The sequence below is a fragment of the Bacillus sp. hwrm1 genome (assembly GCF_040207805.1).
GTDB lineage: Bacteria > Bacillota > Bacilli > Bacillales > Bacillaceae > Bacillus > Bacillus velezensis.
The window spans coordinates 3,810,460-3,823,788 of the sequence record NZ_CP157943.1 but is presented as its reverse complement, the minus strand read 5'-3'; the positions used below and the strand labels follow the sequence as shown (position 1 = coordinate 3,823,788).

Below are 13,329 nucleotides of genomic sequence, written 5' to 3'. Positions count from 1 at the left end.
GGAAGCCAATGAACATCTTTTTAAGCTACATCGTTCTCGGGCTGTCATTGTCAGCACCTGTCGGACCGGTCAATGCGGCGCAAATTGACAAAGGCATCAAAAACGGCTTTTGGCATGCATGGATTTTCGGTCTTGGCGCCATGGCCGCGGACGGGCTGTATATGATTCTGATCTATTTCGGGCTGTCTCAATTTTTGACCGCTCCTTTTGTAAAAACGTTTTTGTGGCTCTTCGGTTTTTTCGTGCTGACCTATACGGGAGTCGAAACGCTAAAAAATATAAGGGAAGCCATGAATGTCAGAAGCGGAAAAGGAAAACCGGCTTTTTACAAAACATTCGGCGCGGGATTTTTTATTTCTCTTTCCAATCCGCTGAGCATTTTATTCTGGCTCGGCATATACGGCAGCATCCTCGCTAAAACCGCTGAATCCTTCGATGCAAATCAGCTTTTGATTTACAGCTCCGGCATTCTTCTCGGCATTTTGATCTGGGATTTCTGCATGGCGGTCGCCGCGAGCACTTTCAGAAATCTCCTTCATGAAAAAGCGCTCCGCTGGCTGACGGGAGCGGCGGGTGTGTCTTTGATCGTTTTCGGGTTTTATTTCGGATGGCAGGGGATTCAAATGCTCATCTCATAAATAGAAGAGTCACCCATCGCCTATCTTCATCATAACGTATCATGACGATACTGGAGGTGGGCTGATGGCAAGCGAGCTGTACACAAAAAGTTGCCTTGAGGAAAAGTTGTTGGATCTGCCAAATTGGCAGAGAGTCGCTTTTGAGCTTCTATCAGAAACAATAGGTGATAAAGCGGATACGTTTCCGTGCATTCCGGGACGTCAGGGATTTTTGACAGATCAGCTCCGGATATCCTTTGCGGGTGATCCCCGCGAAGAGGGAACCCCGGAGGAAGTGGGGATGCTGCTGTCCGAGTACGGAAAGATCTCAAGGAATACCGGAAGATACGCGTCGCTGCTTGTGATTTTTGATACGCCTGAGGATTTAGCTGAGCATTATTCCGTTGAGGCGTATGAAGAGCTGTTCTGGTCTTTTTTAAACCGGCTGAGCGGCTGCGACCCGAAAGACTGGCCGGAAGACATGCCGGAAGACCCTGAACATTATAAATGGGAGTTCTGCTTTGACGGCGAGCCGTATTTTATTCTGTGCGCGACGCCTGCGCATGAAGCGAGACAAAGCAGAAGCTTCCCGTTTTTTATGCTGGCGTTTCAGCCGAGATGGGTTTTCGAAGGATTAAACGATTCAACCGCGTTCGGACGAAACATGAGCCGGCTGATCAGAAAACGTTTAGAGGCATATGACGAAGCCCCTCTTCATCCCCGATTGGGGTGGTACGGAGGAAAAGACAATTTAGAATGGAAGCAATATTTCCTCCGTGATGATGAGACGGAAGTGTCAAAGTGTCCCTTTTCTTATTTAAAGAGGCTGTTTAAACCGACGAAATAAGCTATGATCCGGCAGGGCTGTGTCCCTGCTTTTTTTGTACGATCCATGTCACGATCGCAATGACGGCGAGAAAACAAAGGCTGACCAGAAAACCGGGCCGGCTCGATTTCTCAAACAGCGTCCCGGAGACGGCCGCGACAATCAGCACAAGGGCGATAACAATCTGTACGGTTCCCATCTTTGTCGTTTCGAGCAGTTTCTTGCCCGAGAACAAAATGAACAGCCACGTATAAAGAAGCATCAGGCCCGCCGCGGTTGTCATGTGTTCATATATATTTTTCGGCAGCACCAATGACAGGATGATGGAGACGATGAGTCCGGCAAACGTCAATCCGAGCGCAGGCCAGCAGATTTTTTTGTTTTCCTTTAATCTGAAGCATTTCGGCGCATCTCCGTCATCTGCCATCGTACAAAGCAATGTCGTCACGGCAAACAGCGAGGCGACGAGCGTGGAAAATCCCGCAATAATAAAAATCCCGTTAAAAATATCAAGAATGATATCTAAATGAAAACCCTTCAGCGATGTAATAAACGGGCTGTCCTGTTCGGTGAATTTGCCCAGCGGCACTAACAGCAGCGCCAGGCCGAGAGAAATGACGTAAATCACCGCAAGAACGGCAAGCATCAGCCGGCCTGATTTTGAGGCTTCCTCCGGCTTTTTCAAATGCACGGTCATCAGCCCCAAGACTTCAATTCCTCCGAAGGCGTAAAACGCATAAATCAATCCCGTCCATAACCCCATCGCTCCGTGCGGGAACAAATCCTTTGATTCGTTCGGCACCTGCACATCCGGTTTATGAGAAAATATACCGCACAGCGCCAATATGGCGATCACGATAAACATAAAAATCGCCGCCGTCTTGACAACAGCGAGCACATTTTCCGTTTTTTGAAAAACGGACAGCCCCGTAAATATAATCAAAAGACCGAGCACCGCATAGATGGAGGCGAAAATCCACAGCGGCACATTCGGAAACCAATGCTTCGTAAACAGCGAGATCGCTGTCAGCTGGCTTCCAGTGATCAGCATCTCGGACGACCAGTACACCCATCCGTTGCTGAAACCGGCCCAAGTGCCGAAAGCCTTTCTCGCATAAGCGCAAAAAGACCCCTTTTCGGGCTGTTTGGCCGAAAGCTTCGCGAGCTGCTCAAAGACAAAATAGGTGCCAAGCCCGGCAATAAGAAATGAGATCAGCGCGGAATATCCGCTTTTGACAATAGCGATGCTGGACCCGAGAAAAAAGCCCGTCCCGATTGTGCAGCCGACGCCGATTAAGGAGAGCTGCCACCAAGCGAGATTTCCTTTAGGCTGGTCCTGTGATTTACCCATGAAGTTCAACCCCTTTATCAAAGCTTAGATTGCGGCCGTCAGAAGGGGAATATACATCCAATAAATTGCTTTACATGAAACAAACGGCCGAAGTTCATAATAGAAGAAAAAAAGGAGCAGTCTGATGACACAGCAATTTATTGTACCGCCGAAAAAAGGGCTCGGCCTGAAGGTTCACAAAGGGCAGATTATAAAAGTAGTCGATGTGGAAGGACAGCAGGTGGCTGACTTCACGGCGTATCATGCCAAGGACTTTTATGAACACCTTGATCAGGGCGCGACGATTGATGCCAACCAGTCCATTCATGTAAAAACGGGTGATCATATTTATTCGAATTTATACAAGCCGATGCTGACGCTGATTGAGGATACAGTCGGCAAGCATGACCTGCTGCTTCCCGCCTGCCGTCCGGATATGAACAGGCTTTTATACGGAAAGCATAAAGACGAGCTCCAGGATACGTGCTATGACAATATGAGCGGGGCGCTTGAACCGTTCGGGGTGCCGCGGCCGCATATGCATTACCCATTTGCCATCTTTATGAACACGGTGCTCGATGAGAAGGGGAACTTATCAGTCGAAACGCCTCTTTCTGACGCGGGTGATTATGTACGGCTCCGTGCGGAAATGGATCTCGTCGTCGCGTTTTCATCCTGTCCGATTGAAAAAGGAAAATGCAACGGAGACAGCATCACGGCGCTGCGGGTGGAAATCAGCTGATCCCGGTGTATTTGATTCACTTAAAATCTGCACCTGTGCTATATTTAACAGAGAGTCGTACATAGTGGCATGATTCATTTTCAGCATGAACGGGAAATGGATCATAAAGAAACAATGCAGGAGGAGTGATTGGGATGAGCATCCAGAAACAAATTATGAATGATCTCCATGTAAAGCCCTCAATTGATCCGAAACAAGAAATTGAGGACAGAGTGAACTTTCTGAAACAATATTTGAAAAAAACAGGTGCCAAAGGCTTTGTGCTCGGCATCAGCGGGGGGCAGGATTCCACGCTTGCGGGACGCCTCGCCCAATTGGCGGCTGAAAGCATCAGAGAAGAAGGCGGAAACGCTGAATTTATCGCCGTCCGTCTTCCGCACGGCACACAGCAGGATGAGGATGACGCCCAATTGGCGCTCAAATTCATTAAGCCTGATAAATCTTGGACATTTGATATTAAGTCCGCTGTCAGCGCGTTCACTGATCAGTACAAAAAAGACACGGGAGATCAGCTGTCTGACTTTAACAAAGGAAATGTAAAGGCCAGAATGAGAATGATCGCTCAATATGCCATCGGCGGACAAGAGGGGCTGCTTGTCATCGGAACCGACCATGCGGCCGAGGCGGTGACCGGTTTCTTCACGAAATACGGTGACGGCGGAGCTGATCTGCTGCCGCTGACCGGATTAACGAAACGCCAGGGCAGACGTTTATTAGAAGAGCTCGGCGCGCCGGAACGCCTGTATTTGAAATTACCGACGGCCGATCTGCTTGATGAAAAACCGCAGCAGACTGATGAGACCGAACTCGGCATCACATACAATGACATTGATGATTATTTAGAAGGCAAGGACGTTTCTTCCGAAGTGATTGAGGCGCTGGAAAAACGCTACCTCAGTACAGAGCATAAGCGCCAGGTGCCGGCATCGATGTTTGATGATTGGTGGAAATAGAATGAAAAAAACCTCCCTTTTGAAAGGGAGGTTTTTTGTTTATCTCATTTTTATTTATCTACACTTTCATAAATCCCTACCCAATACCCTTTGCTGCTGTCGTAGTATTTGCTTTTGAAAATCCATTTTGTCCCATCTAAAACGAAAGAAGCAGCGAAGTTGCCGTTAGGGCTTTGAACGAGTTTGATGGCATTAATGCCGGCATCTGCTTTCGTTGAGATGGGGCTATTTTCCACGGATGCTGTTGGTGATGCGGCAAAGGCAGGAGCGGCAGACATCAGTAAGGCAAGAGACAGCGCAGAACCGGTTAACACTTTTTTGAATTTCATTTCGAGCACTCCCTTTTCAAATGAAATGTATAACAATGTTAATAATTAGATTATTATCCATAAAATCCCTCCTATGTTTCTAAAATTTTTTTCTTAATTTGAAAAAACATCCCTTCAGAGGGGCTTTTTATTTATTGATCCATTTGCATGGATCAGGGACATGTTTTCAAAACGTTTTTTTATGTGATACGGATATGATTCAGCTTCACCATCAATCTGTCGGTGAATCTTCGAAGGCTTCCTCTCGAATCAGGCTCAAGAGGCAGATTTGCTTGGGCAGCGATCGTTTCTGCGACCTGCTGAATAGACATTTGGTCTGTATGGAGATGTTCTGTGAAGAGGCTATCAGACAGGCTGTTGATGCAGCGGTCGATTTGTTTTGCGGCCCAGGAGTTTTTTCCTTCCGCTCTGGTGCGCAGGCGTTTCAGCAATGTTTCCTTTGAAGCCAGCAGGGTAAAGTGGTGAATGGTCCGGCCATCCTGTCTCAGCCTGCTGATAATGTCATGGAAGTATTGATCGTTCGTAATGGTCATGGGCACAATGATGATGCCCTGATATGTATCTGACAAATAGGAAAGCATGCTGTAATTGAATTCCCGCCACAGAGGGTAGCTTTGAAAGTCATCTTCAGCGATATCTGGCGGTATCATCGAACGCATCGCAAACCCCATCTTTTCAGGATCATATATGTAAGACGGTTTCAGTCTTCTGTGCAGTTCAAACGCTGTTTGTGTTTTTCCGGAACCGAAAGCCCCATTTATCCAAATGATCATCATGATATCCCCCTTTTTCTATATGATACAAAAAAAGACCCTTCGATCGAAGAGTCAGCGGGAAAAAACAGACGTATATTCGCGGAGCGATTCCTTTATATGCGTAAAGGCATGTTCCCCAAAATACTCAAGAGAAACAAAACCGTCATATTGTCTGTTCATCAGCTCTTTTAAAAATGCTTTTTGATCGAGATCTCCTTGAAAAATCGGAGTTGGCTTGCTGAGATACCAGTTGTCAAAATTCCAGTGATAGTTTTTCAGATGAATGTGGCTGACGGTATGATACAGTTTTTCCAAAGCGGACATTTGGTCAACGTGATTGACGTGTAGGTTGGAGCCGTCAAAAATGGTGCGGACCCGCGGATGTCCGACATCCTCCAAAAATGCCAGAGCCGCCTCCGGTGTATCCGCGTACGTATCGTAATGAATCTCAAGCCCGATATCGACTTCATAGTCATCTGCGAGCCGTGCCGCCTGCTGAAATTGATCAACCGCACGTTGCCACTTTTCCGGTGACGTCCGGTGCGAAGGAAGATTGCCGGCAAAGACTCTGATCAAGGGACTGTGCAGCTGTCGTGCCGCGCTTAATGCCCTTTGAACATCCTTTAACGCCTGCCTTTCATCCTGAGTGGCGAAGTCAGTGTACAAACTGACGGCAGGCACCCCGATGCCTTCCTCCTGAAGCTGCTGATAAAGCTTGTCGAGCGGGCCGATTTCATCTATATATTGTTTAGCGTGTCCGTACCACAGTTCGATTCCCTCAAAGGAGTGCTCCTTCGCGAAAGAAATGATGTCAAAAATATGCTCTTTCTTAAATCCTGTCGTGCAAAAACTCAGTTTCATCGGTAATCCTCCCGTAACTGTCTATCATATGTGTACTTTTTCCCCGGGTGCGATACGGATAAACAGGGGAAAAGGGCAGACACTTTTTTATAAGCGGGGTGTGTCTGCATCAGGTCAGTGCGGCACACAAATTGTTTAACGCTTTTTTGCGTCAAAGTATTAAATAATTAACCGAAGTGTTGTACAATTAATTTCATTCGAGTAAGGGGGGAGAAGCCATTGAAAAAAGAAACGGAGCTGAGGGCCTTCAGTCCCGTCCGCAATAAACCGACTCGCGCTCGTTATGTGATATTGGTTCTTTTGTTTTTTATCACTGCGATTAATTATATAGACCGAGCCAGTGTATCTATTGTCGGCCCATCCATTCAACATTCGCTGAACCTAAGCCCCGCGCTTTTGGGCATCGTTTTTTCTGCGTTCAGCTGGACCTATACGGGGATGCAGATTCCAGGCGGGCTCATTTTGGATAAATTCGGGTCAAAACGGACATACGGAATTTCTTTATTTGTGTGGTCGGTTTTTACCGGAGTACAAGCTTTTGCGACAAGTTTCGGGTTTCTATTCGGCTGCCGCCTGCTCATCGGCATAGCTGAATCGCCGGCGTTTCCGGCAAACAACCGGATTGTCACGACATGGTTTCCAAGGCGGGAACGCGCCTTTGCGACGGGTGTTTATACGGCGGGGGAATATGTCGGGCTGGCGTTTGCCACACCGGTTTTATTCTGGGTGTTAACGGCATTTGACTGGCGCGCCGTATTTATTTCCTCAGGGGTGCTCGGAATTGTTTTCTCCATTTTCTGGTTTAAAATGTATCACGAGCCGAACGGGTATCGGAAAGTGAATCGTGAGGAGCTTGATTATATTAAAGAAGGCGGCGGACTGACTGAGGTGTCTGATGCAGCCGGCAGGATATCGTGGGCGGATTTCGTCCAGCTTCTAAAATACCGCAAGCTTGTCGGATTGTATATCGGCCAATTCGCCGTAGCCTCCACGCTGTTCTTCTTTTTGACATGGTTTCCGACTTATCTGGCGGAGGCAAAGCACATGGCTTTCTTAAAAGTCGGCTTCGCCGCATCAATTCCGTATATCGCCGCTTTTTTCGGCGTATTGTTCGGCGGGTATTGGTCTGACGGCATGATGAAACGGGGGGTGTCGGTGAACGTTGCCCGGAAAACGCCCGTCATCCTCGGTCTTCTGCTGACAGGCTCCATCGTGCTCGCGAATGTTACGGATTCTGCTCCCGCGGTTTTGACGATCTTATCCATTGCTTCTTTTGCGCAGGGCATGTCCAACATATCCTGGACGATGCTGAGTGAGGTCGCGCCAAGCGAAACAATCGGATTGGCAGGGGGCGTCTTTAGCTTTTTCGCCAATATGGCCGGTATTATCACCCCGCTTATCATCGGGTTTATCGTTTCTGCGACCGGTTCTTATAACGGAGCGATTCTGTTTGTCGGCGCTGTCGCATTTATCGGGGCATTTTCTTATATTTTCATTGTCGGAAAGGTGGAACGCATTAAGCTCCGATAGAAAGAAAAACTCATCTCTTCTTATAAAGGATGGGTTTTCTTTCATTGCATTATCTCTATATTTCAATATTGAGTTATCATATAATAAACATAACTTTTTCATTTCTTAGGAGGATTTCGCCGAAGATGAACGCAAAACGTGCCATTCCCGTAAGAGAAAGAAATATCGTACTGATCGGATTCATGGGTGTCGGAAAGACAACAATCGGCCAGCTGGTCGCTAAGAAATTATACAGAGACTTCATTGATATTGATCTGCAGATTGAGAAAGATTTCAATATGTCCATCCCTGAAATGTTTGAGAAAAAAGGTGAAGCCTTTTTCCGTCAGACTGAAAAGGACTATATATTAGATATCTGCCGCAATACGAAATTCAAGATCGTGTCGCTTGGGGGCGGTTCGTTTAAACAAGAGGAAATCAGACAGTGCTGCCTTGAAAACTGTCTCGTGCTCCATCTTGATTTATCATGGGAGAATTGGAAGCAGCGGGCTGACCTGCTGATTGAAAGCCGTCCTGTTCTGCATAACCGTTCCATGGATGAAATGCAGCAGCTCTTTAACGAGCGCCAAAGCATCTATGATAAACATAATTCAAAAGTGGCGACGGATAATCTGGAACCAGAAGAAATCGCCGATTATATCGTAGAAACGTTAAAAATCGGCTGGGACTTGTATCAGCCGATGTAAAAAGAGCCGTGACGCTGTGAGCGCACGGCTTTTTTGTTTTTAAACAAACGTTTATTAAAATGTTTAGAAAATGAGTGTAAAATCGTGTTAAGATAGAGTCAGAAAATTAAATCTTATAAAACAAAGGAGAATAATCGGATATGCAATTATACGACTTGCCGCTCGACCAACTGCAAACCTATAAACCAAATAAAACCGCTCCTCATGACTTTTCGGATTTTTGGGCATCATCATTACATGAGCTTGCAAAGGAAGAGGCAAAGCCTGAATTGAAGGCTGAAAGCTACCCGGCTGACGGCGTGAAAGTATTCCGGCTGACATACCGAAGCTTCGGCAAGGCGGAAATTGAGGGATGGTACGCCGTTCCCGACCGGCAAGGACCGCATCCGGCCATCGTGAAATATCACGGCTATAATGCGAGCTATGACGGGGATATACATGACATCGTAAATTGGGCGCTTCACGGATATGCCGCGTTCGGCATGCTTGTCCGCGGCCAGCACAGCAGCACAGATACAAGCGTCTCACCGCACGGACACGTTCCCGGCTGGATGACGAAAGGGATTTTAGATAAAGATACATATTATTACCGCGGCGTGTACTTAGACGCCGTCCGGGCTTTGGAAGTCATCAGCGGCTTTGATGAAGTGGATGAAACGAGGATCGCCGTCATCGGCGGGAGCCAGGGAGGCGGACTTTCAATCGCCGCGGCGGCACTATCTGACATTCCGAGAGCGGTTGCGGCCGATTATCCTTATTTAAGCAATTTTGAGCGGGCCATTGATGTCGCTCTTGATGAGCCGTATCTTGAGATTAACTCCTTTTTCAGAAAGAACGGCAGCCCCGAAACGGAGAAGGCCGCGATGAATACACTGGCCTATTTTGATATCATGAATCTGGCGGACCGCGTAAAAGTTCCGGTGCTCATGTCCATCGGGCTGATTGACCGCGTGACTCCGCCGTCGACGGTATTTGCCGCTTACAATCATCTGGAAACGAAAAAAGAATTGAAGGTTTACCGGTATTTCGGACATGAATACATACCTTCTTTCCATACGGAAAAGCTGGCCTTTCTGAAAGCGCATCTGAAAGGCTGACGACAGCGAAAAGCCCAAGTACTCGGGCTTTTTTCAGGAATGATCACGGAAAAGGACGGATACAGATGGAACAAAGGATCATCGAAGAATTAAAACGAATTGAAGCACAGCACGGCGTTAAGGTGCTTTATGCCGTAGAATCAGGGAGCCGCGCATGGGGATTTCCGTCAAGAGACAGCGACTACGATGTGCGGTTTCTCTATGTGCCGAAAAAAGAATGGTACTTTTCGATCGAACCGCATAGGGATGTCATAGAAGAGCCGATTCATGACATGCTTGACATCAGCGGCTGGGAACTGAGAAAAGCGCTGCGGCTTTTTAAAAAATCAAATCCGCCTCTTTTGGAATGGCTCTCTTCTGAGATGATCTATTATGAAGCTTTCTCAGCGGCTGAAAAGCTTCGAAAACTGAAAATCCGCGCCTTTTCGCCTGAAGCCGGCATCTATCATTATCTCAATATGGCAAAACGGAATGAAAAAACGGAATTGCGAGGCAGTGAAGTAAAGATTAAAAAGTATTTTTATGTTCTGCGTCCTCTCCTTGCCTGCAGATGGATTGAAACGTTCGGCTCCGTACCGCCGATGTCATTTCCCGTACTGGCCGATGCCTTATTGACGGATGAAGCGCTCATTTCTGAAATCAATACACTGCTTACAAGGAAAAAAAGCGGTCAGGAGCTGGCTCCGGAACCGAGAAATACGATCATTCATGCATTTATAGAAGAAGAAATAGAACGCATCGGGCACTATGTCAAAACGATCAAAACGCCGAAACCTGACATAACGGAGGAACTGAATCGGCTATTGATTCAAACCGTCGAAGAGGCGTGGGGGGAAAAAGGCGGAAATTGACGATTGCCGTCATTTCCGTCCGCCTTTTTTCGGCATAATCCGCCTGCTATCTAAGAAGCTGATTGTGGTAAAACCACAAAAATTTATCAGAATCTTTGTATTTTTAGAATATTGTGAGAGGATGTTTTGTCCATTTACAATAGACTCATACAAATACTTCTTAGATTGCGGGGTGTTAAGGTTGGAAGTGATTACAAGAGATTTTTTCTTATTTTTATCCAAGAGCAGCTTTCTCAATAAGATGGCGCGAAGCTGGGGAAGCCGTGTGGCAGCCGGCAAAATCATCGGAGGAATGGATTTCCGCAGTTCTATCCCGACAATCCGACATTTGAACAGCCAGGGGCTGTCAGTTACTGTCGATCATTTGGGGGAATTTGTCAACAGCGGTGATGTCGCGAAAGAACGCACCGAGGAGTGCATGCAGACCATCGCCTTAATCGCTGATGAACAGCTGAATTCCCAAGTGTCATTAAAAATGACGTCTTTAGGTCTTGATATAGATCTCGATCTTGTCTATGAAAATATGACGAAAATCCTCCAGACGGCTGAAAAACATAAAGTCATGGTGACGATTGACATGGAAGATGAAACGAGATGCCAGAAGACGCTGGATATCTTTAAAGACTTCCGGAGCCGGTATGAATATGTAAGCACCGTGGTGCAGGCCTATCTGTACAGAACGGAAAAGGATCTTGATGACCTCAGCCCGCTGAATCCGTTTCTGCGGCTTGTCAAAGGGGCCTATAAAGAATCGGAAAAGGTGGCCTATCCTGAAAAAAGCGACGTCGATGAAAATTATAAAAGACTCATCCGCAAACAGCTTTTAAAAGGACATTATACGGCAGTTGCCACGCATGATGACAAAATGATCGAGTTTACAAAACAGCTTGCCAAAGAGCACGGCATTCCAAACGACCGTTTTGAGTTTCAGATGCTGTACGGCATGCGCTCGCAAACCCAGCTCAGCCTGGTGGAAGAAGGATACCGCATGAGAGTCTACCTGCCTTACGGGGATGACTGGTACGGTTATTTCATGAGACGGCTCGCCGAACGCCCCTCAAACATCGCATTCGCCTTTAAAGGAATGACTAAGAAGTAAAAAAGGGAGAGATGACAATGACTACACCTTATAAACACGAACCATTCACGAATTTCCAAGATCAATCGAACGTTGAAGAATTTAAGAAAGCGCTTGCGACGGTAAATGAGTATCTGGGAAAAGATTATCCGCTCGTCATCAACGGTGAAAAGGTAGAGACGGAAGCGAAAATCGTTTCAATCAATCCGGCTGATAAAGAAGAAGTCGTCGGCCGAGTGTCAAAAGCGTCCCAGGAGCATGCTGAGCAAGCGATTGAAGCAGCTGCGAAAGCGTTCGAAGAGTGGAGATACACATCCCCTGAAGAAAGAGCGGCCGTTTTGTTCCGCGCAGCTGCCAAAGTCCGCCGCAGAAAGCACGAATTCTCCGCCCTGCTCGTCAAGGAAGCGGGAAAACCTTGGAACGAAGCTGATGCGGATACGGCGGAAGCGATTGACTTCATGGAGTATTATGCACGCCAAATGATCGAACTGGCAAAAGGCAAACCGGTCAACAGCCGTGAGGGCGAGAAAAACCAATATGTGTACACACCGACTGGAGTGACAGTTGTTATTCCGCCGTGGAACTTCTTGTTTGCGATCATGGCAGGAACAACAGTGGCGCCGATCGTTACTGGAAACACAGTGGTTCTGAAACCTGCGAGTGCTACACCTGTTATTGCAGCAAAATTTGTTGAGGTGCTTGAAGAGTCCGGATTGCCAAAAGGCGTAGTCAACTTTGTGCCGGGAAGCGGAGCGGAAGTAGGCGACTATCTTGTTGACCATCCGAAAACAAGCCTTATCACATTTACAGGATCACGTGAAGTCGGTACGAGAATTTTCGAACGCGCGGCGAAAGTTCAGCCGGGCCAGCAGCACTTAAAGCGTGTCATTGCTGAAATGGGCGGTAAAGATACGGTTGTCGTTGACGAAGATGCGGACATTGAATTGGCGGCTCAATCCATCTTTACATCAGCATTCGGCTTCGCGGGACAAAAATGTTCTGCAGGTTCACGTGCAGTTGTCCATGAAAAAGTGTATGATCAAGTATTAGAGCGTGTCATTGAAATTACGGAATCAAAAGTAACTGCTAAACCTGACAGTGCAGATGTTTATATGGGGCCTGTCATCGACCAAGGTTCTTACGACAAGATCATGAGCTACATTGAAATCGGAAAAGAAGAAGGCCGTTTAGTAAGCGGCGGCACCGGAGATGATTCAAAAGGCTACTTTATCAAGCCGACGATCTTCGCTGACCTTGATCCGAAAGCAAGACTCATGCAAGAAGAAATTTTCGGGCCTGTCGTGGCGTTTTCTAAAGTGTCAAACTTTGATGAAGCTTTAGAAGTGGCAAACAATACTGAATATGGTTTGACAGGCGCGGTCATTACAAATAACCGCAAACATATTGAACGGGCGAAACAGGAATTCCATGTCGGCAACCTGTACTTCAACCGCAATTGTACGGGAGCGATTGTCGGCTACCATCCGTTCGGAGGCTTCAAAATGTCCGGCACTGATTCAAAAGCGGGCGGCCCGGATTATTTGGCCCTCCACATGCAGGCGAAAACAATCAGTGAAACGTTTTAAGAGGGACTGAATGGGCATCCTCCTCGCGGGGGGTGTCCATTTCACCATAAACATATAAAGCGGAGGAGGAAATGCCATAGCAAACATT

General features: G+C 47.1%; 14 protein-coding genes. 10 read left to right on the top strand and 4 right to left on the bottom strand.

Annotated features, from left to right (window positions below):
- Nucleotides 1-8: 8 nt before the first annotated feature.
- Nucleotides 9-638: a LysE family translocator gene (locus ABK447_RS19130; RefSeq protein WP_007409057.1), complete on the top strand. Its 630-nt coding sequence runs from the start codon at nucleotides 9-11 to the stop codon at nucleotides 636-638.
- A gap of 64 nt (nucleotides 639-702) precedes the next feature.
- On the top strand, nucleotides 703-1,464 hold the full coding sequence (locus tag ABK447_RS19125) for a YqcI/YcgG family protein (protein WP_011996294.1): 762 nt from the start codon (nucleotides 703-705) through the stop codon (nucleotides 1,462-1,464).
- A gap of 1 nt (nucleotide 1,465) precedes the next feature.
- Here the strand turns inward: ABK447_RS19125 and ABK447_RS19120 are convergent, their stop codons facing one another.
- Nucleotides 1,466-2,794: an amino acid permease gene (locus ABK447_RS19120; RefSeq protein WP_007409059.1), complete on the bottom strand. Its 1,329-nt coding sequence runs from the start codon at nucleotides 2,792-2,794 to the stop codon at nucleotides 1,466-1,468.
- 124 nt (nucleotides 2,795-2,918) lie between these two features.
- On the opposite strand from ABK447_RS19120, the gene ABK447_RS19115 reads away from it, so the two are divergent.
- Nucleotides 2,919-3,515, top strand: coding sequence for a DUF1989 domain-containing protein (locus tag ABK447_RS19115; protein ID WP_011996295.1), 597 nt, complete (start codon nucleotides 2,919-2,921; stop codon nucleotides 3,513-3,515).
- Between the two features lie 134 nt (nucleotides 3,516-3,649).
- A complete protein-coding gene (gene nadE, locus ABK447_RS19110) occupies nucleotides 3,650-4,468 on the top strand; it encodes an ammonia-dependent NAD(+) synthetase (protein WP_085341710.1) in 819 nt (272 codons plus the stop codon).
- A gap of 50 nt (nucleotides 4,469-4,518) precedes the next feature.
- Here nadE and ABK447_RS19105 read toward each other — a convergent pair whose 3' ends face one another.
- From ABK447_RS19105 to ABK447_RS19095, 3 genes are all read right to left on the bottom strand, one after another.
- Complete coding sequence (locus ABK447_RS19105) at nucleotides 4,519-4,797, bottom strand: antimicrobial peptide LCI (RefSeq protein ID WP_007609269.1); 279 nt, start codon at nucleotides 4,795-4,797, stop codon at nucleotides 4,519-4,521.
- A gap of 179 nt (nucleotides 4,798-4,976) precedes the next feature.
- On the bottom strand, nucleotides 4,977-5,570 hold the full coding sequence (gene tmrB, locus ABK447_RS19100; RefSeq protein WP_094031479.1) for a tunicamycin resistance ATP-binding TmrB: 594 nt from the start codon (nucleotides 5,568-5,570) through the stop codon (nucleotides 4,977-4,979).
- Nucleotides 5,571-5,624: 54 nt separating this feature from the next.
- On the bottom strand, nucleotides 5,625-6,413 hold the full coding sequence (locus tag ABK447_RS19095) for a sugar phosphate isomerase/epimerase (protein ID WP_094031480.1): 789 nt from the start codon (nucleotides 6,411-6,413) through the stop codon (nucleotides 5,625-5,627).
- Between the two features lie 219 nt (nucleotides 6,414-6,632).
- Here ABK447_RS19095 and ABK447_RS19090 point away from each other — a divergent pair, with 219 nt between their 5' ends.
- The 6 genes from ABK447_RS19090 to pruA all read left to right on the top strand — a co-directional run bounded on the left by ABK447_RS19090 (nucleotide 6,633) and on the right by pruA (nucleotide 13,241).
- Nucleotides 6,633-7,943 carry an MFS transporter gene (locus ABK447_RS19090; RefSeq protein ID WP_094031481.1) on the top strand — a complete coding sequence of 437 codons (1,311 nt, stop codon included), beginning with the start codon at nucleotides 6,633-6,635 and terminating at the stop codon, nucleotides 7,941-7,943.
- A gap of 125 nt (nucleotides 7,944-8,068) precedes the next feature.
- Nucleotides 8,069-8,629, top strand: coding sequence for a shikimate kinase (locus ABK447_RS19085; protein WP_003156609.1), 561 nt, complete (start codon nucleotides 8,069-8,071; stop codon nucleotides 8,627-8,629).
- A gap of 140 nt (nucleotides 8,630-8,769) precedes the next feature.
- The gene (cah, locus tag ABK447_RS19080; protein ID WP_094031482.1) at nucleotides 8,770-9,726 is read left to right on the top strand and encodes a cephalosporin C deacetylase; all 957 of its coding nucleotides are present in this window, start codon (nucleotides 8,770-8,772) and stop codon (nucleotides 9,724-9,726) included.
- A gap of 65 nt (nucleotides 9,727-9,791) precedes the next feature.
- On the top strand, nucleotides 9,792-10,577 hold the full coding sequence (locus ABK447_RS19075) for a nucleotidyltransferase domain-containing protein (protein ID WP_094031483.1): 786 nt from the start codon (nucleotides 9,792-9,794) through the stop codon (nucleotides 10,575-10,577).
- Nucleotides 10,578-10,764: 187 nt separating this feature from the next.
- The gene (locus ABK447_RS19070) at nucleotides 10,765-11,676 is read left to right on the top strand and encodes a proline dehydrogenase family protein (RefSeq protein ID WP_087920787.1); all 912 of its coding nucleotides are present in this window, start codon (nucleotides 10,765-10,767) and stop codon (nucleotides 11,674-11,676) included.
- A 17-nt stretch (nucleotides 11,677-11,693) separates the two neighbouring features.
- The gene (gene pruA / locus ABK447_RS19065; RefSeq protein WP_094031484.1) at nucleotides 11,694-13,241 is read left to right on the top strand and encodes an L-glutamate gamma-semialdehyde dehydrogenase; all 1,548 of its coding nucleotides are present in this window, start codon (nucleotides 11,694-11,696) and stop codon (nucleotides 13,239-13,241) included.
- The last annotated feature ends 88 nt before the right edge of the window (nucleotides 13,242-13,329 follow it).

What these genes read in the sequence shown, in the direction of transcription:
- ABK447_RS19105 (WP_007609269.1), bottom strand. Translation starts at nt 4,797, where the DNA reads ATGAAATTCAAAAAAGTGTTAACCGGTTCTGCGCTGTCTCTTGCCTTA.
- pruA (WP_094031484.1), top strand. Translation starts at nt 11,694, where the DNA reads ATGACTACACCTTATAAACACGAACCATTCACGAATTTCCAAGATCAA.
- ABK447_RS19120 (WP_007409059.1), bottom strand. Translation starts at nt 2,794, where the DNA reads ATGGGTAAATCACAGGACCAGCCTAAAGGAAATCTCGCTTGGTGGCAG.
- ABK447_RS19095 (WP_094031480.1), bottom strand. Translation starts at nt 6,413, where the DNA reads ATGAAACTGAGTTTTTGCACGACAGGATTTAAGAAAGAGCATATTTTT.
- tmrB (WP_094031479.1), bottom strand. Translation starts at nt 5,570, where the DNA reads ATGATCATTTGGATAAATGGGGCTTTCGGTTCCGGAAAAACACAAACA.
- ABK447_RS19125 (WP_011996294.1), top strand. Translation starts at nt 703, where the DNA reads ATGGCAAGCGAGCTGTACACAAAAAGTTGCCTTGAGGAAAAGTTGTTG.
- nadE (WP_085341710.1), top strand. Translation starts at nt 3,650, where the DNA reads ATGAGCATCCAGAAACAAATTATGAATGATCTCCATGTAAAGCCCTCA.
- cah (WP_094031482.1), top strand. Translation starts at nt 8,770, where the DNA reads ATGCAATTATACGACTTGCCGCTCGACCAACTGCAAACCTATAAACCA.
- ABK447_RS19085 (WP_003156609.1), top strand. Translation starts at nt 8,069, where the DNA reads ATGAACGCAAAACGTGCCATTCCCGTAAGAGAAAGAAATATCGTACTG.
- ABK447_RS19130 (WP_007409057.1), top strand. Translation starts at nt 9, where the DNA reads ATGAACATCTTTTTAAGCTACATCGTTCTCGGGCTGTCATTGTCAGCA.
- ABK447_RS19075 (WP_094031483.1), top strand. Translation starts at nt 9,792, where the DNA reads ATGGAACAAAGGATCATCGAAGAATTAAAACGAATTGAAGCACAGCAC.
- ABK447_RS19115 (WP_011996295.1), top strand. Translation starts at nt 2,919, where the DNA reads ATGACACAGCAATTTATTGTACCGCCGAAAAAAGGGCTCGGCCTGAAG.